The organism is Nonomuraea sp. WAC 01424, assembly GCF_003947315.1.
Taxonomy (GTDB): domain Bacteria; phylum Actinomycetota; class Actinomycetes; order Streptosporangiales; family Streptosporangiaceae; genus Nonomuraea; species Nonomuraea spiralis.
On record NZ_QHHZ01000021.1, the window covers coordinates 78,914 to 95,130 of the forward strand.

Genomic DNA, 16,217 nt, shown 5'->3' on the forward strand with positions numbered 1-16,217 from the left:
TCGGTTCGTGAACCGCCGGAGCGAAAGGATGCGACAGAGAGGCATGACACCGATGAACGGGCTCCCGTGAGCGAGCACGAGACGTGGCAGGACGCCCGGTTGCTGGAGGCCGTCGGCGCCGGCGACCGGCGTGCGCTGGAAGTCCTCTATGCCCGGCACGCGCCCTGGCTGATCCTCCGGCTCACCCGCCGCTGCGCCGACCCCGCCGTGGTGGACGAGGCGGTCCAGGACACCTTCGTCGCGGTCTGGCGTACCGCGCGCACGTGGAAGGGGCGCGGCGAGGTCGCCGCCTGGATCTGGGGGATCGGCGTGCTCGACCTGCTCGACCACCTGCGCCGCCGCCCCGCGGCGGTGCTGCCCGCCCACGAGCAGGTCATGGTCTCCGCCGAGGAGCAGGTGCTGCTCGGCATCGAGTACGGCGAGCTCGGCCGGGCGCTGAACCAGCTCTCCCCGGAGCTGCGCGCCGTGGTGCAGGCGACCGTGCTGGACGGGCTGACCACCCGCGAGGCCGGGCGGCTGCTCGGCATCCCGGTGGGGACGGTCAAGACCCGGATGATGCGCGCCCGCGCGCTGCTGAGGGAGGAACTGGCGTGAGCACCTGGCACATGGACGACGGCATGGCCGCCGCGTACGCCGCGGGCGAGCTGCCCGCGACGCCGGCCGCCTCCGTCGAGGCCCACCTGCTCGCCTGCGCGCGGTGCCGCGCCCTGCTGGCCACGCAGATCCCGAAGGCCCGCCTGGACCGGGTCTGGGATGAGATCGCCGACACCGTGGACGCGCCCGCCCCCCGTCCGGTCGAACGGCTGCTGCGGGCGCTCGGCGTGCCCGAGTCCACGGCGCGGCTGCTGGGCGCCGCCGCCTCGCTGCGGCTGCCGTGGCTGGCGGCCAGCGCAGTGGCGCTGTTCTTCGCCGCGCTGGCCTCGGGGGAGACGACCCGGTGGGGGCTGCTGACGTTCCTCACGCTGGCCCCGATCGTGCCGGTGGCCGGGGTCGCCGTGGCCTTCGGGCGGGACGGCGATCCGGCCTACGAGATCGGGCTGGCCGCGCCGTACTCCATGTTCCGGCTGATGTTGATGCGGGCCGCCGCCGTGCTGGCGTCCTCGTCGGTGCTGGCGCTGGCGGCCGGCCTGAGCCTGCCCGGCGGCGGCTGGACGGCGGCCGCGTGGTTGCTGCCCTCGCTCGCCCTCACCTCGCTGACGCTGGCGCTGTCCAGCCGGTACGACCCGCGCCGCTGCGCCGTCGCGGTGACCGTGCCCTGGGTGGCCGCGGTCGTCGCCACCAACGTACGCGCGCCGGACCTGGTCATGTTCGGCTCCGCCGGACAGGCCGGATATCTGGCCGTCACCGTCGTGTCCGTCGTCCTGCTCGCCGTCCGCCGCAGGGAGTTCTCATGATCGAGGCAGTCGGCCTGGTGAAGACCTACGGCCGCAGCCGGGCCCTGGACGGGCTCACCCTCACCGCGGGCAAGGGGGTCACCGGCCTGCTCGGCCCGAACGGCGCGGGCAAGAGCACGCTGATCCGGGTCCTCGCGACCGTCCTCGCGCCCGACGGCGGCGAGCTGCGGCTGCTCGGCCGCGACCCGGGCGCCGACCGGCTGGAGATCCGGCGGCGGCTCGGCTACCTGCCGCAGGAGCCGGGCTTCCAGCGCGGCTTCACCGTCTTCGAGTTCGTCGACTACGTCGCGATCCTGAAGGAGATGACACACCGCCGGTCCAGACACGACGAGGTGCGCCGGGTGATCGAGGAGGTCGGGCTCACCGCCGTCGGCGGCAGGCGCGTACGCACCCTGTCGGGCGGCATGCGGCGGCGGCTCGGCATCGCCCAGGCCCTGCTCGGCGAGCCGGAGCTGATCCTGCTGGACGAGCCGGCCGCCGGGCTGGACCCGGAGCAGCGGTTGTCGTTCGGCGAGCTGATCGCCCGCCTCGGACAGGACCGGACGGTCGTGTTGTCCACCCACCAGACCGAGGACGTCGCCGCCCTCTGCGACCGGGTGGCCGTGCTGAAGGCGGGCCGGTGCGCGTTCGCGGGCACGCCGGGGGAGCTGCGGGCGCTGGCCGAGGGGCGGGTCTGGGTGTCGGCGGAGAAGGCCGGCGGGCTCGCGCGGCGTACCGGCGACGGGCTGTACCGAGGCGTCGGCCCCGTACCGGAGACCGCCCGTCCCGCGGACCCGACCGTGGAGGACGGATACCTGCTGCTGCTCGCCGACCACCTCACGGAGCCGACCCCATGAGCCTCGCCCCCCGGACGTCGCACGACCCCGATGCCCTGGAACCGGAGACGCTGGAAGGCGGCGGGGCTTCCGTACGGCCGCTGCGCGCGCTCGCGGCGGCCGAGGCCCGGCGGCTGATGCTGCACCCGCTCGCGATCACAGGGCTCGCCCTGTACCTGCTCACCATCGCCACCCTGGAATGGGCACCGCGACCCGCCTACAGCGCGCTCACCAACGGGCTCGTGCTCCCCTGGGGAGTGCCGGTCTTCTTCGCGGCGGCGCTCACCGCCTCGGCCTCCAGGCGTGCGGGCGCGGACGAGATGCTGGCCGCCACGCCCGTCGGCCGCGAACTGCGCACGGCGGCCTCCTGCCTGGCCGGGCTGGGGCCGTTCCTGCTGGCCTGCGCGGTCCAGGCGATCCTGGCAGGCGTCTACACGCTCGCGGACGTGGAGCTGGAGCGGTTCCCGAGCGTCTATGAGATCGGCGCGGGGCCGTTGTGCGTGCTCGGCGCCTGCCTGCTGGGGGTGGCCGTCGCTCGATGGCTGCCCTGGCCGGGGGCGCCGGTCCTGGTGATGCTCGTACTGATCACGGTCAGCCGGGTCGTGGAGCCGGTGGACTCGTCGCTGACCCTGCTGGGCTTCTACGTCGAGTTCGCCCTCTGGGGGCCGCCGCCGTACCTGGAGGGTGTGGGGTTCATCTTCGGGTCGCCCGCCTGGCACGCGCTCTACCTGCTGGCGCTCGGCCTGGGCGCCGGGGCGCTGGCGATGACCCGCGACTCCCGGCGGCGCTGGGTCTGGCTCGGGCTCGGCGCCGCGCTGGTCGCGCTCGCGACGGTTGCCGGCCTCCGGCAACTGCCGTGAGCACCCCCACCACGCCGGCACGGGTGCGCCGCCTGCTCGCCCGCCTGTCCGGCGCCTGTGTACGCGGATGGCGCCCGGCCGGCGGGCCGGAGGCGCTGGGGCGGCGCCTTCAGGAGGCCATCTCCTCGACCGGCCCGCAGGCAGCGCTGGCCGCCGTGGTCGAGCTGGTACGCGAGGGCCTGCCGGCCGACGGCGTCGCCGTGGAGGTGGCCGGCTCCCGGATCACCGCGGGCGATCCGCGTACGGCGGTTCACGACGTACCGCTGACGTGGCACGGCCGTACGGTGGGCCGCCTGCTGATCGGCCCGCCCGCCGACCCGCGGACGCTCGACGCGATCACCCCGTACGTCGCCGACGCCGCCCACGCCGTGGCGGTGGCCGCCGACCTGCGCCGTACCAGGGAACGGGTGCTGGCCATCCGCGACGAGGAACGCCGGCGCCTTCACCGCGACCTGCACGAGGGGCTCGGCACGGCCCTGCGCGACCTGGCCGGGACCGTCGACCGGGCCACCTCCGGCCTGCGCACCGACCCGGCCGTGGCCGACCGGCTGCTGTGCGACCTGAGCGCCGCCATGGACACGATCGGCCAGGAGATCAGGGCGATGCTCCAGGACCCGCACCCGCCCGCCCGCGTCCCCCGCCCCCGCCGCGACGAGCGTGCCCCGGCCCGCTGCGACGAGCTCCGCGAGAGTGCCGTTCACTCCGGGGCGACGGGGGTGAGGTAGACCTCGCTGATCTCCGGGCGGCGGCGCAGCCGTTCCTCGACCGCGGACATGGCCCGCTCGGCCGCCGGGAGGTCCGTGGCCGGGGGAAGGGTCACCCGGGCGGCCACCATGACCTGGTGGGGCCCGACGATCACCGCGATCACCCGCCGCACCTTGGCCAGGCCGGGCACCTCGGTGATGGCGTGGCGGATGCGGGCCAGGTCGGCGGGGTCCACGCTGGGCGCGGCGATGAGGTTCTGATTGAGGCGCAGCAGCAGGCCCGACACCGCGACCAGCAGGATCCCGATCAGTACGCTGCCCAGCGAGTCGTAGAGCTCGTCCCCGGTCGCCTGGTGCAGGCCGAGGCCGGCCAGCGCCCACCCGTCGCTCACCGTGATCAGCACGATCACCAGGTAACCGAGCGCGTACGAGCCGCCCGAGGCCGACGGTTCGCCCAGGCCCTGCACGATCGCGGCGACGCCGCCGCCGACGAACAGCCCTACGGCGGCGAACAACGACCAGAAGAAGATCTCCTGCCCGTACCCGAGCGGGTGCCGCTCGTCGGCGGGGCGCGCCACCCGTACGAGCCCGATCAGCAGGAACACCTCGACGCCCAGGTCGGCCACGCTGAACATGGCCGAGGCGTACAGGATGGCCGAGCCGGTGACCGCCGCCAGGATCCCGAGGACGACGGCCTGCGCCGCCACGATCACCATCGTGACGATCACGCTGGTCCGGCTGCCGGGCTGGGCGCTCATGCCGCACCGTGGGCACGCCGCCCGGCGCTCATCGTTTCGGCGTCACCCGTACGACGGCGCGACCTTCGTCGAAGGACAGGAAACGCAGGATGACGTCGTTCAGGGTGAGCGTGGTGACCCCCCGGATGTATCCCGAGCAGCCACGGGAGCCGTCGAACCGGCAGCTGGACGAGCCGCCCTGCTCGCCCTGGGTGCTCATGTTCCCGCCGGAGGTGAAGTTCGCCTCCCACGTGACCTTGTCCCCCCGGACGCTTTCGACGGCGAACCGGGAGATCCCGTAGCGCCGCCCGAACCGCAGCACGTCGCCCGCCGCGAGACTGACCTCGCACCGCGCGTCCGCGCACGCGCTGAACCGGTCGCCGTCGGCGCTGTCCGGGGCCTCGGCGGCGCTGTCCGGGGCCCCGGCGGCGCCCGCGCCGTCGGGCGCCGTGCTCGCCGGCCCGGACGCGGCCGGCGGGGCCGGCGAGGACGTGCGCCCGGCCGTCCCGACGGGACCGGCGCACCCGGTCAACGCGCAAGCCAGCAGGAGTACAAGCCACTTGACCATGGCAAACACCCTAGGCGCCAGGACGGATCCCGCCCCGGAGTTCCCCACATCCGGCGCGCCGCCCGGACGTCCGCGCCCCCCAAAGGGCCGATCCCGTGACACTCGGTGGAACGGCCTCCGGAACGTGATGGAACGCCCTACATTTCGTGAGCCAGTCGTCGAAGTACTCGATTCCCGCCGAGCGCGGCAGCGGGCGGCGCCGTTCCCCGGTGTCCTCCTTGGCCTTGCTCGTCGCCGGGCAGGGATTCTCCGGTTTCGGCGACCAGTTCTTCGTCGTCGCCCTTCCGGGAATCGTGTTGCCGCGGCACGGCAGCGCGGCCCTGGGAACGGTGCTGACGGTCTACGGCGTCTTCCGGCTGCTCGGACTGCTGCTCGGCGGCCCGGTCGCGGACCGCTGGACGCCCAGGCCGGTCATGCTGGCGGCCGACGTCGTCCGCGCCCCGGCCGCCGGCCTGCTGTGCGCCCTCGCCTGGAACGGTGAGGACCGGCTGTGGGCGCTGGGCGCGGCCACGGCGGTGCTCGGCCTGGCCGGGGGCGCCTTCCTGCCGGCGAACTTCGCCGTCATCCCCGACGTCGTCGAGGAGTCGCGGGTCCAGACGGCCAACAGCCGCAACTACGCGACCGCGCAGGCCGTCGCGTTGACCGGGCCGGTGGTCGCGGGCGTGTTCGTCGCCCGGCTGGGCCCGGGGCCCGCGCTCGCCGTGGACGCGGCCTCCTTCGTGGTGTCGGTCGCGACCCTCTGGTTCGTCCGCCCGCGCCCGGACCTGGCACGCCGGGAGCAGGGCCGCAGCGGAGCCGGGATGTGGGCCGTCGTACGCGGGTTCCCGCTGTTCAGGGTCATCCTGACGGTGGCCGCCGTCGGCAATCTCGGGTTCGCCGGGATCCTGGAGGTTGGGCTGCCGGCGCTGCTGCACGAGAACGCGCCGGCGACGTTCTCCACCGCGTACGGGATCGTGCTGGGCGCCTTCGGGCTCGGCGCGCTCGCGGGCAGCGTCGCGGCGGGCGTACTGCGCGCCCCGCGCAACCCGGTGCGCGCGGCGGTCCTGCTGATGTTGCCGCAGGCCGCGCTGCTCGGCGCGGTCGGCCTGGTCGGGGGTCAGGTGTGGCCCGCGGCGCTCTTCCTCGGCGCGGGCGCGGCCAACGCGGCGGGCAACGTGCTGCTGATCACCGTCGTGCACACCACGCTGCCCGCGGCGGTCCGCGGGCGGGTGTCCGGGGCGCTGCTGGTGGCCTCGTTCGGGATCTTCCCCGTGGGCGCGCTGCTCGCGGGACTCATGGCTTCCGCGGCCGGACCGAGGACGGTGTTCCTCCTCGGAGCCGTGCTCGTGGCCGCGGCGGGTGTGGCCGGCCTCGTCTCCGGGCCGGTCCGGGCATTCGCGAAGGGAGGTGAATCGCATGACGTACGAGATGAGCGACCTGGGCACTGACGCGCCGGTCGAGGTGAGCTGGATCGTTTTCTGAGTCCGACGGTAGACCCGCGTTGAGCGGCAGACAGTTTCCGGGCATCCGGGGGGAACGGCCGCTCCCCGGATGCCCGTCCGGCCATTTCCGAACCGACGGCGAACAAGGACGAACGACGATGACCATCTCTCTGGACAGACATATTCGCGTCAAGCCCATTTACCCCGTGTACCGCCTGGACGGCACACGTTTCCGCATCGGCGCCCAGGCCGGCGTCACCGTGGACTTCACCGACCCGTACGGGCAACTCTGGACCCTCGTCGAGGCGCTCGACGGCACCCGGCCGCTCGGCGAGGTCGCCGAGGAGGTCGGCCGGGCGCACCCGGGCATCGGCGTGGACGACGTGCTCACCGCCGTACGCGACCTGGACGGGCGCGGTTTCCTTGAGCACGCCCGCCCCACCCCCTACGACGAGGGCCGCTACCAGGGCAACGTCAACTACTTCAGCCACTACGCCGGCCTGTCCGCCGCCCGCGAGCAGCCGCAGGACAGGCTGCGCGTGGCGCACTGCGTGCTGTTCGGGCTGGGCGGCGGCGGCTCCTACATCCTGCCCATGCTGCTCGCGGCCGGCTTCGGCAGGATCACGGCCGTGGACTACGACCGGGTCGAGCTGGGCAACCTGAACCGGCAGTTCCTCTACCGGGAGAGCGACCTCGGCTCGTACAAGACCGCCGTCGCCGCGCGGGTGGCCAAGGAGGTGAACCCCGACGTCGAGTTCACCGCCGTGCAGCGCAGGATCGAGTCGGCCGCGGACGTCGCCCAGCTCGTACGGGGCGCCGACGTGGCGATCTGCGCGATCGACGAGCCGCCGTTCGTCGCCCAGCGGCGGGTGAACGCGGGCTGCGTCAAGGAGGGCGTGCCGTACGTCTGCGGGGGCTCGTTCGTTACGCGGGGGCGGCTGTTCTCGGTCCGGCCGCACCGGACGGGGTGCATGGACTGCCTGCACCTGTACTACTCGCGGGCCGACCCGAGCTACCTGTCGCAGCTGGCCGGGGCGCTGCGGGTCGAGCACGGCCGGGTGACCATCGCGTTCGCCCCGCACATCGCCCTGGTCGCGTCGCTGATCAGCGGCGAGGCGGTCCGGCTGGTCACCGGCCACGCCGAGCCGATCGCCCTCGGCCGGCAGCTCGACGTGCACTTCGAGACCGGGGAGCTGGAGGTCATGTCGCAGTGGCCGCGGGACCCGGACGGGTGCCCGGTCTGCGGCGACGGCGCCGACCTGGCCTCGTTCGAGGTGTGGCAGGAGGCGGAGGCCGGCTCGCCTATGCTTCGCTAGATGGATGTGATCTTCCCTCCGAAGCTCAGGGCGGGCGACACCGTCCGCGTGGTCGCGCCGGCCTGCTCGCGCGCGATGGTCATGGAGCACGACCACACCGCCCTCATCGACGCCATCTTCGCCGAGCTCGGCCTGACCCTCACCTACGGCCGCCACGTGGACGAAAGGGACGCCTTCGACTCCAGCCCCATCGCCTCCCGGGTCGCCGACCTGCACGACGCCTTCGCCGATCCGTCCGTGGCGGCGGTCCTGACGGTCATCGGCGGCTACAACTGCAACCAGCTCCTGCCGTACCTGGACTGGGAGCTGATCCGGGCCAACCCGAAGATCCTGTGCGGCTACTCCGACATCACCGCCCTGCAGAACGCGGCCCTCGCCCGCGCCGGGCTGGTCACGTACTCGGGGCCCCACTGGTCGACGTTCGGGATGCGGGACCACTTCGAGCAGACCCTGGAGTGGTTCACCTCGGTGTTGTTCGGCACCGCGCCGGTCGAGTTGTCGGCGGCCGCGTACTGGACCGACGACCTGTGGTTCCTCGACCAGGACAAGCGTGAGCCGATCCCCGGCGACGGGTGGTGGCCGCTGCGGCCCGGCGCGGCCGAGGGGCACGTCGTCGGCGGCAACCTGTGCACGCTCAACCTGCTGCAGGGCACGCCGTACATGCCCTCGCTCGACGGCGCGCTGCTGATCGTCGAGGACGACCTGGAGTCGCATCCGGCGACCTTCGCCCGTAACCTCACCTCGCTGCTCCAGCTCCCCGGCGCGGAGGGTGTGCGCGGGCTGGTGATCGGACGGTTCCAGCAGGCCAGCCGCATGACCCGGGCCCTGCTGGAGCGGATCGTCGCCGACCAGCCGGCGCTCGGCGGCGTCCCCGTCCTGGCCAACGTGGACGTCGGCCACACCCACCCGCTGGCCACGTTCCCGATCGGCGGGCGGGCCCGCCTGACGGTCACCTCCGAACCGTCACTGACCCTCCTCCGTCACTGACCAGCCGTCAGGACGCGGCCACGGCCTCCTCGCGCGGGGCCGTGGCCTCGGCCAGCGCCTTGAGCTCGGCCTCGATCAGGGTCCGGCAGCGGGCCACCTCCGCCTCCACGCGGCCCTCGTCCCAGCCGAGCAGCCCGGCCATCAGCCGCGCCACCACCGGGGCCGCGTCGAGCGCGGGCGGGATCGCCTCGATCAGCATCCGGGTCCGCCGCGACAGGACGTCCTCGGCGTGCAGGGCGCCCTCGTGCGTGACGGCGTACACGACCTCGGCCTTGATCCACGGGCACCCCTCCACCAGCGGCTCGCCGAGCGAGTGGTCCTCGTCGACCAGGGCCAGCACCTCCAGCGCGAGCGTGCCGTAGCGGTGGACGAGATGGTTCACGACGTCGGCGTCCACATCGTGGTCCTGGACCAGGCGCCGTACGGACGCCTTCACCGCCGGCAGCCCGTCCGCGCCGATCAGCGGCAGCCGGTCGGTGACCGACTCCGGCACGTCGAAGCCCTCCAGCGCGGCGTCGATCACGTCCTTGGCCATGATCCGGTACGTGGTGAACTTGCCCCCGGCGATCGTGGCCAGTCCCGGCATCGGCACGTCCACGACGTGCTCGCGGGACAGCTTGGTGGTCGCCGAGCTCTCGTCGGCCGCCACCAGCGGGCGCAGTCCCACGTAGACGCCCACCACGTCGTCGCGGGTCAGCGGCCGGGCCAGCACCGCGTTGGCGTGGCCGAGGATGTAGTCGATGTCCTCGCCGGTGGCCACCGGCTCCTCCCGGTCGCCCTCGTAGTCGGTGTCGGTGGTGCCGACGATCCAGCGCCGCCGCGTCCACGGGATGATGAACAGAACGCTCTTCTCGGTCGGGATGATCATGCCGGTCGAGGAGGCGATGGCCTCGCCCGGCACCATGACGTGCACGCCCTTCGACATCCTGACCTTGAACCCGGCCGGGGCGGAGCCGGGCAGCGCGTTGACCGGGTCGGTCCACACGCCCGCGCACACCACCACGGAGTCGGCCTTGACGTCGAGGTCGCGGCCGGTCTCCTCGTCGTGCACGCGCGCGCCGACGACCCGTTCGCTGCCCTGGTCGCGCAGCATCTCGGTGACCCGCGCCCGGGTCGCGACCACGGCGCCGTGCGCGACGGCCGTACGGGCCAGGGCGAGGGTGAAACGGGCGTCGTCCACCTGCGCGTCGAAGTAGATCATGCTGCCGGACACCGCGTCGGCGCGGAGCCCGGGGGCCATCCGGCGCGACTCCTTTACCGACAGGTACCGGTGCCGCGGCATCGGACGGCGCATGCCCTCCAGCGTGTCGTACAGCGTGAGCCCGGCCCCCACGTACGGCCGCTCGATGAGCCCGTGCTGCAGCGGATACAGGAACGTGACCGGCTTGACCAGGTGCGGCGCCAGCCGCGAGACCAGCAGGTCGCGCTCCTTCAACGCCTCGCGGACCAGCTTGAAGTCGAACTGCTCCAGGTAGCGCAGCCCGCCGTGGATCAGCTTGCTGGACCTGCTCGACGTGCCGGCCGCCAGGTCGCGGCCCTCCACGAGCGCGACGCGCAGCCCGCGGGAGGCGGCGTCGAGCGCGGCGCCCGCCCCGGTCACGCCGCCGCCGATCACGAGTACGTGGAAGGACTGCCCGGCCAGCCGGTCGATGGCGGCCTGCCGATTCCTGGCGTCCATCGCCCCGGTCATGTTCATTCGTCCCCCGAAAACACTTTGTGTGCAAACGCTCACGATCCGTATACGTTTCCCGGTTCGGGGAATGGCACACAACGCCGACACCATGAAAGCGGGGGCAGCAGTGGTCGAACGTCTCAAACGGCTGGAACTGACCGGCGAGCTCATCGCCGAGTTCGCCGGGACGATGGTGCTCATCCTGTTCGGAGTGGGCGTGGTCGCGCAGGTGGTCGCGGCCGGCGTCGGCGACCACGACAGCATCGCCTGGGCGTGGGGCATCGGCGTCGCGCTCGGCGTCTACGTCGCGGGCCGGATCACCGGCGCGCACCTCAACCCGGCCGTCACGCTGGCGTTCGCGGCCTTCCGCGGGTTCCCGTGGGCGAAGGTGGTGCCGTACTCGCTGGCGCAGACGGCGGGGGCGTTCGTCGGAGCGCTGCTGGTGCGCTGGAACTACACCGAGGTCCTGAACATGACGGACCCCGAGCACACCCTGAAGACCCAGATCGTCTTCTCCACCCTGCCCGGCAACGGCACGCTGCCGGTGGGCATGTGGGGCGGGTTCCGCGACCAGATCATCGGCACCGCCATCCTGATGTTCGTCCTGTACGCCCTGTCCGACTCGCACAACCTCGCGCCCAGCGCCAACCTCAGCCCGGTGGTCATCGGCCTGCTCATCGTCGCCATCGGCATGGCCTGGGGCGCCGACGCCGGCTACGCGATCAACCCCGCCCGCGACTTCGGGCCGCGCCTGGCCAGCTTCCTGACCGGCTACTCCGGCGCCTGGCGGGACCAGTACGGAGACCTGTACTTCTGGGTGCCCGTCATCGGCCCCCTGATCGGCGGCCTGACCGGCGCCGGGCTCTACCAGCTGATGATCGCCCGGTTCCTCCCCGAGCCCGAGCCCGACATCGAGGACGCGGGCCGAGTCTGACCCGAACGGAGGAGAACGACCATGCCCGATTTCGTGGGGGCCGTCGACCAGGGCACCACCAGCACCCGTTTCATGATCTTCAACCACAACGGCCTGGAGGTGTGCAAGTTCCAGCTCGAACACGAGCAGATCCTCCCCAGGGCGGGCTGGGTGGAGCACAACCCGATCGAGATCTCGACCAGGACCTCGGCGGTGATCGAGACCGCGCTCCAGCGCACCGGCCTGCACGACACCGACCTGGCCGCCGTGGGCATCACCAACCAGCGCGAGACCACGGTCGTGTGGAACCCGCGCACCGGCCGCCCATACTGCAACGCCATCGTGTGGCAGGACACCAGGAGCAACAAGATCGCCGCCCAGCTTGAGCGGGACGGTCGCGGCGAGGTCATCCGCAGGAAGACGGGCCTGCGGCCGGACGCGTACTTCTCGGGCGGCAAGATCCAGTGGATCCTGGAGAACGTCGACGGCGTACGTCAGGCGGCCGAGCGCGGCGAGGCCGTCTTCGGCAACACCGACACCTGGACCCTGTGGAACCTCACCGGCGGCGCGCGCGGCGGCGTGCACATCACCGACGTGACCAACGCCAGCCGCACGATGCTCATGGACCTGGAGACGCTGGAGTGGGACGACGAGCTGCTGTCCTTCTTCGGCATCCCGCGCGAGATGTTGCCGGAGATCCGCCCGTCATCGGAGCCGCCCTCGTACGGCAGCACCACCGCGTACGGCCCCTTCGGCGGCGAGGTGCCCATCACCGGGATCCTCGGGGACCAGCAGGCGGCCACCGTCGGCCAGGTCTGCTTCTCGCCGGGCGAGGCCAAGAACACCTACGGCACCGGCAACTTCATGCTCCTCAACACCGGCACCGAGCTCGTACGCTCCGAGCGCGGCCTGCTCACCACCGTCGCCTACAAGTTCGCCGGCCAGCCGGCCGTGTTCGCGCTGGAGGGCTCGATCGCCGTGACCGGGTCGGCCGTGCAGTGGCTGCGCGACCAGTTGCACATCATCCGCTCCTCCGCGCAGAGCGAGGACCTGGCCAGGCAGGTGGCCGACAACGGCGGGGTCTACTTCGTCCCGGCGTTCTCGGGGTTGTTCGCGCCGTACTGGCGGCCGGACGCGCGCGGCGCGATCGTCGGCCTGTCCCGCTACAACCGGGACGCCCATCTCGCGCGGGCCACGCTGGAGGCCATCTGCTACCAGAGCAGGGACGTCGTGGAGGCCATGCAGCAGGACTCCGGAGTGGTGCTGGACGTGCTGAAGGTCGACGGCGGCGTCACCTCGAACAACCTGTGCATGCAGCTCCAGGCGGACATCCTGGGCGTGCCGGTCAGCCGTCCCGTGGTGGCCGAGACCACCGCGCTCGGCGCCGCGTACGCCGCCGGGCTGGCCGTCGGCTACTGGAAGGACACCGACGAACTGCGCGCCAACTGGGCCGAGGACCGGCGCTGGGAACCGGAGTGGAACGACGAGCAGCGCGAGAAGGGGTACGCGGGCTGGAAGCGCGCGGTGAGCCGCACTCTCGACTGGGAGACCTGACCGCCCCCGGCGGACCCCCGGGCCGCAGCGCACCGAGGGGCCGCCGGGCCGAGCCGTCGCCGGCGTCCTTCGGCACCTCGGAGAAGCCGGCGCCCCAGTGGCCGGCCATCCCGTCCGCACCCCCGTCCACCGCCCCGGGCCGGCGGTTCAGCCGCCCCGGCTACCGCGCGGCGACCGTCACGACGCTAGGCGACGCCGCTATGGATACGCTTTCGTGCCCCTTCAGCCCGCCGTCACCGGGCCCGTGACCGCCATCCGCGGTATGGCGGTCACGTCGTCACGATCGCTCAGCTACCGGCCGGCGGGTACGCCTCGGGGTGCTCCTTGGGGTCGGGAAACTTGTCCCAGGACGGGTCGTCGACGACCTTGCAGGGCTTGGCCGGCCCGTTGACCAGGTATCCGCCGAACTCCCACAGGGCCCTGGGCTGCTCCGGCCCCGAGGTCCGGTCGCCGTTCTCGATGAACTCCATGACGGCGGTCTGACCCGGCCTGATGTGCCGCGGGTTGATCCGGACCTGGCCGTCGCGCATCTGGAGCGCCTTCGCGTTGGGGGAGTTCTCGATCGCCTCCCTGATCCGCTTGTGGACCGCGGGGTCCTTGCTCTCAAGCTCTTCCTTGGTGAAGGAGGGGCCGGGGTCGGTGGTCCTGCGGTCGGGGGCGCAGCGGGTGCCGGGCTTGAGGTACGAGACGTCCGCGGCCAGGCCGGCCGCCGCCAGGTCCTTCTCCACCTGGGCGGGGTTCCTGAGCTCGTTGATCTTCAACGTGATCGTGCCGTCGGTGTTCTTGGTGACCGCGTACGCCGCGTAGGCCGGGGCGTCCGAGCCGTTGAGGAACGGCGTGACGACGGCCGCCGCGGCCGCGACGGCGGCCACCGCCGCTCCCATGAACAGCCGCCGCCTGGTACGGCGTCGCACCCCGTTGCGGGCCTCGATCTCGGCCTTGAGTTCCATCAGCACGTTCTCCCTGAAGTTCATCGGATTCCTTCCAGGACGAAGGGAGCCATCTCCGGTGTGTCTCTGAGCGCGTGGCGGGCGCGATGTAACCTGGCGCGGGCGGCTCCCTGCCGGATGCCCAGGGCGGTGGCCGCCTCGCCGATCGTGAGCTGGTCGATGACGACCAGTTCGAGCATCGCGCGATCACCGTCGGGCAGTCCGGCCATGGCCAGGAAGGCCCGTCTGGCCAGGTTCTCGGCATCGATCCGGGCCACGAGGTCGGTCATGTCGTCGGAGTCGAGCGGCCTTCGTCCGCCGACCCGACCGGCCAGTCTCGTCTCCTTGAACGCCCGCCGCCGCTCTGCCGAGAGGGCGTTGCGGGCCACGCCGTACAGCCAGGCGATCTCGCTGCCGCGGCCGGGCCGGTAGGTGTGGGCGGAGTCGAGCACCGCGACGAACACCTCGGCCACCAGGTCGGCGACCGTGTGCGGGTCGTCGACCCGGCGCGCGAGGAACGAGGTGACCGCGTCGACATGGCGTCGGTAGAACGCTTCGAAGGCGTCCGTGTCCGTAGCGATGCCCGCCTGTCTGAGACGCACCGGCCGTGCTCCCTTCGTCGATTACATCCCTTCTTGGTAAGTGGCCGGGAAAACGTTATGAGAGCCGCCGGACGGACGGCCGGCCGCGGGCCCGTACAGAGGAGGGGGAGCCGAAACCGGGAGGACACCCGGCGTGACCGTGGCTTATGCTCCTCATGCCGCGCCAAGCCGCCGGCCACCCCCGAGCAGCAAGACGGACGGAACACACGGTGAACCAGCCAGACGTCACCACCACGGTGGACATCGCCATCGCGAACGCCGCCCGTCTCCTCTACAACGCGGAGACGATCACGGACCTGGCGCTCATGGAACGGCTCGAACGCCTCGCCGACTCCTGGGTCTCCATCGCCCAGTTCCTGCACGAACGGGACAAGGACTAGCGCCGGATCCGGCTCTCCCGACCCCTGACGCGAGCGCCCGCGCGATCACTATGTTGACCGGCATGGGCCACGACACCAGATCACTCGACCGGGCGGATGTGACCGCCACGCTGGCCACGACGCTCGACGCGCTCGAAGCCGCCGGCACCCGCGTGCCCTACCGGGTGTGCGGCACGGCCGCCGCGCTCCTCCAAGGTGTCCCGCTGCCCGCCGGTGACATCGACATCCTGCTGGCCGGCCGGGACGATCTGCGGGCCTTCGCCGCGGCGCTGTCGTCGTTCCCGTGCCCGCATGCCGCGTCCTGGATGCCCGCATCCGCCCAGTTCTTCACCAGGTACGTGGTGAACGGGGTCGAGGTGGAGCTCAGCACCGTCGAGCGGCAGACCGACTCCGACGCCCTGGAATGCGTCGGCGCCGGGCCGTGGCGGCATCACGTGCTGATCGCCTGCGGCTCCCACCAGGTGCCGGCGGTCCGGCTGGAGCTCCGGCTGGCCACGGAACTCCTGCGGGACCGGCCGGACCGGTCCGATCCGCTCATCGCCCACCTGGGCGCGTACGGGTTCGACCGCGCGCTGCTGGGCCGCGCGATGGACGCCTGCCAGATCCCCGGCCACCGTCGCCGGCCGGTCCTGGAACGTCTCGCGCGGCCCGCCGCCGGCGGATGAGCGTCAGCTCCGGGAGAACTTCTTGAACAGGAAGAAGTAGAGCTTGATGTACTGCCCGACGAGGATGCCGTTGATGATGGTGCCCTCACGGATGAAGTTCGGGGCGCCGAGGAAGATCAGGCCGATCGCCGCCGAGACGACCAGCAGCGTGCAGTCGAAGACCGTCTTGATGTTGCCCCACTTGTAGCCCGTCCGCCTGAAGACCGTGTTGACGAACATGTCGATCGGCATGAGCACCAGATTGGCCCGGATCATCAGGAACAGGCCGAACGCCAGGGTCGCGTCCGCGAGCACCAGGAGGAGGAACTTGGCGACGTACGCGTCGAGCACGATCCAGCTCGTCAGCATCAGGTTCAGGTCGAGGAACGTGGCCAGGACCAGGGCCGGGATCAGCGCCAGGAAGTTCCTGAGCTTGAAGTCCTTCGGCAGGACGAGATACGTCAGCCCCAGCATCAGGAGTTCGAGGACGAAATTGAACGTGCCCTGGCTGACCGAGGGGAACACCAGGGTCATCGTGCGGGTGAGGCTGCTCTGCGGGGAGATGCCGATGCCGGCCCTGATGGCCAGGCTCACCCCCAGGGTCAACAGGTAGATGCCGGCGCCGTACGTCACCCAGCGCCGCACCAGACTGCCGGTGTCGGCGACTCCGGCGTCCTTTTCATGCTGTAGCACAATCGCCTCCGAGGCGGTTCGCCGTCGT

General features: G+C 72.1%; 18 protein-coding genes. 12 read left to right on the forward strand and 6 right to left on the reverse strand.

The features are described from left to right. The first annotated feature begins 66 nt into the window (after positions 1-66). From DMB42_RS43615 to DMB42_RS43635, 5 genes are read left to right on the forward strand one after another with little or no spacing between them, the layout of a single operon-like run. The gene (locus tag DMB42_RS43615) at positions 67-594 is read left to right on the forward strand and encodes an RNA polymerase sigma factor (RefSeq protein ID WP_260478298.1); all 528 of its coding nucleotides are present in this window, start codon (positions 67-69) and stop codon (positions 592-594) included. Continuing rightward, the gene (locus DMB42_RS43620; RefSeq protein ID WP_125645488.1) at positions 591-1,394 is read left to right on the forward strand and encodes a zf-HC2 domain-containing protein; all 804 of its coding nucleotides are present in this window, start codon (positions 591-593) and stop codon (positions 1,392-1,394) included. Before DMB42_RS43615 ends, DMB42_RS43620 begins: the two co-directional genes overlap by 4 nt. Further along, complete coding sequence (locus DMB42_RS43625) at positions 1,391-2,230, forward strand: ABC transporter ATP-binding protein (protein WP_125645490.1); 840 nt, start codon at positions 1,391-1,393, stop codon at positions 2,228-2,230. Before DMB42_RS43620 ends, DMB42_RS43625 begins: the two co-directional genes overlap by 4 nt. Continuing rightward, the gene (locus DMB42_RS43630; protein ID WP_125645492.1) at positions 2,227-3,069 is read left to right on the forward strand and encodes a hypothetical protein; all 843 of its coding nucleotides are present in this window, start codon (positions 2,227-2,229) and stop codon (positions 3,067-3,069) included. The genes DMB42_RS43625 and DMB42_RS43630 overlap by 4 nt, the downstream gene beginning before the upstream one ends. Continuing rightward, positions 3,066-3,794, forward strand: a complete 729-nt coding sequence (locus DMB42_RS43635; protein WP_125645494.1) for a hypothetical protein — start codon at positions 3,066-3,068, stop codon at positions 3,792-3,794. Before DMB42_RS43630 ends, DMB42_RS43635 begins: the two co-directional genes overlap by 4 nt. Here DMB42_RS43635 and DMB42_RS43640 read toward each other — a convergent pair. Further along, positions 3,767-4,531, reverse strand: coding sequence for a cation diffusion facilitator family transporter (locus tag DMB42_RS43640; protein ID WP_125645496.1), 765 nt, complete (start codon positions 4,529-4,531; stop codon positions 3,767-3,769). The genes DMB42_RS43635 and DMB42_RS43640 overlap by 28 nt on opposite strands. Positions 4,532-4,559: 28 nt before the next feature. Next, positions 4,560-5,078, reverse strand: a complete 519-nt coding sequence (locus DMB42_RS43645) for a hypothetical protein (RefSeq protein WP_185845173.1) — start codon at positions 5,076-5,078, stop codon at positions 4,560-4,562. A 146-nt stretch (positions 5,079-5,224) separates the two neighbouring features. On the opposite strand from DMB42_RS43645, the gene DMB42_RS43650 reads away from it, so the two are divergent. The 3 genes from DMB42_RS43650 to DMB42_RS43660 all read left to right on the forward strand — a co-directional run bounded on the left by DMB42_RS43650 (position 5,225) and on the right by DMB42_RS43660 (position 8,802). Beyond that, the gene (locus tag DMB42_RS43650) at positions 5,225-6,505 is read left to right on the forward strand and encodes an MFS transporter (protein ID WP_125645500.1); all 1,281 of its coding nucleotides are present in this window, start codon (positions 5,225-5,227) and stop codon (positions 6,503-6,505) included. Between the two features lie 152 nt (positions 6,506-6,657). Beyond that, positions 6,658-7,815, forward strand: coding sequence for a ThiF family adenylyltransferase (locus DMB42_RS43655; RefSeq protein WP_125645502.1), 1,158 nt, complete (start codon positions 6,658-6,660; stop codon positions 7,813-7,815). Further along, entirely contained in the window at positions 7,816-8,802 is a 987-nt protein-coding gene (locus tag DMB42_RS43660) for a S66 peptidase family protein (RefSeq protein ID WP_221762630.1), read from the forward strand. 7 nt (positions 8,803-8,809) lie between these two features. Here the strand turns inward: DMB42_RS43660 and DMB42_RS43665 are convergent, their stop codons facing one another. Continuing rightward, a complete protein-coding gene (locus DMB42_RS43665; RefSeq protein ID WP_260478299.1) occupies positions 8,810-10,492 on the reverse strand; it encodes a glycerol-3-phosphate dehydrogenase/oxidase in 1,683 nt (560 codons plus the stop codon). A gap of 70 nt (positions 10,493-10,562) precedes the next feature. Between DMB42_RS43665 and DMB42_RS43670 the strand changes: the two genes are divergently transcribed. After that, on the forward strand, positions 10,563-11,408 hold the full coding sequence (locus tag DMB42_RS43670) for an MIP/aquaporin family protein (protein ID WP_260478300.1): 846 nt from the start codon (positions 10,563-10,565) through the stop codon (positions 11,406-11,408). A 21-nt stretch (positions 11,409-11,429) separates the two neighbouring features. Further along, the gene (gene glpK / locus DMB42_RS43675; RefSeq protein WP_125645506.1) at positions 11,430-12,941 is read left to right on the forward strand and encodes a glycerol kinase GlpK; all 1,512 of its coding nucleotides are present in this window, start codon (positions 11,430-11,432) and stop codon (positions 12,939-12,941) included. Between the two features lie 287 nt (positions 12,942-13,228). Here the strand turns inward: glpK and DMB42_RS43680 are convergent, their stop codons facing one another. Beyond that, the gene (locus tag DMB42_RS43680; protein WP_125645507.1) at positions 13,229-13,915 is read right to left on the reverse strand and encodes a hypothetical protein; all 687 of its coding nucleotides are present in this window, start codon (positions 13,913-13,915) and stop codon (positions 13,229-13,231) included. Beyond that, positions 13,912-14,472 carry an RNA polymerase sigma factor gene (locus tag DMB42_RS43685; protein WP_125645509.1) on the reverse strand — a complete coding sequence of 187 codons (561 nt, stop codon included), beginning with the start codon at positions 14,470-14,472 and terminating at the stop codon, positions 13,912-13,914. Before DMB42_RS43685 ends, DMB42_RS43680 begins: the two co-directional genes overlap by 4 nt. Positions 14,473-14,681: 209 nt before the next feature. Here DMB42_RS43685 and DMB42_RS53780 point away from each other — a divergent pair, with 209 nt between their 5' ends. Beyond that, on the forward strand, positions 14,682-14,852 hold the full coding sequence (locus tag DMB42_RS53780; protein ID WP_185845174.1) for a hypothetical protein: 171 nt from the start codon (positions 14,682-14,684) through the stop codon (positions 14,850-14,852). Positions 14,853-14,914: 62 nt separating this feature from the next. Beyond that, entirely contained in the window at positions 14,915-15,517 is a 603-nt protein-coding gene (locus DMB42_RS43690; protein WP_125645511.1) for a hypothetical protein, read from the forward strand. A gap of 3 nt (positions 15,518-15,520) precedes the next feature. On the opposite strand, the gene DMB42_RS43695 is transcribed toward DMB42_RS43690, so the two are convergent. Next, the gene (locus tag DMB42_RS43695; protein ID WP_125645513.1) at positions 15,521-16,189 is read right to left on the reverse strand and encodes a YitT family protein; all 669 of its coding nucleotides are present in this window, start codon (positions 16,187-16,189) and stop codon (positions 15,521-15,523) included. Between the last annotated feature and the right edge of the window lie 28 nt (positions 16,190-16,217).

Coding starts and splice junctions, on each gene's coding strand:
- DMB42_RS43625 (WP_125645490.1), top strand. CDS start 1,391: ATGATCGAGGCAGTCGGCCTGGTGAAGACCTACGGCCGCAGCCGGGCC.
- DMB42_RS43630 (WP_125645492.1), top strand. CDS start 2,227: ATGAGCCTCGCCCCCCGGACGTCGCACGACCCCGATGCCCTGGAACCG.
- DMB42_RS43640 (WP_125645496.1), bottom strand. CDS start 4,531: ATGAGCGCCCAGCCCGGCAGCCGGACCAGCGTGATCGTCACGATGGTG.
- DMB42_RS43645 (WP_185845173.1), bottom strand. CDS start 5,078: ATGGTCAAGTGGCTTGTACTCCTGCTGGCTTGCGCGTTGACCGGGTGC.
- DMB42_RS43655 (WP_125645502.1), top strand. CDS start 6,658: ATGACCATCTCTCTGGACAGACATATTCGCGTCAAGCCCATTTACCCC.
- DMB42_RS43660 (WP_221762630.1), top strand. CDS start 7,816: ATGGATGTGATCTTCCCTCCGAAGCTCAGGGCGGGCGACACCGTCCGC.
- DMB42_RS43665 (WP_260478299.1), bottom strand. CDS start 10,492: ATGACCGGGGCGATGGACGCCAGGAATCGGCAGGCCGCCATCGACCGG.
- DMB42_RS43670 (WP_260478300.1), top strand. CDS start 10,563: ATGGCACACAACGCCGACACCATGAAAGCGGGGGCAGCAGTGGTCGAA.
- glpK (WP_125645506.1), top strand. CDS start 11,430: ATGCCCGATTTCGTGGGGGCCGTCGACCAGGGCACCACCAGCACCCGT.
- DMB42_RS43680 (WP_125645507.1), bottom strand. CDS start 13,915: ATGAACTTCAGGGAGAACGTGCTGATGGAACTCAAGGCCGAGATCGAG.
- DMB42_RS43690 (WP_125645511.1), top strand. CDS start 14,915: ATGGGCCACGACACCAGATCACTCGACCGGGCGGATGTGACCGCCACG.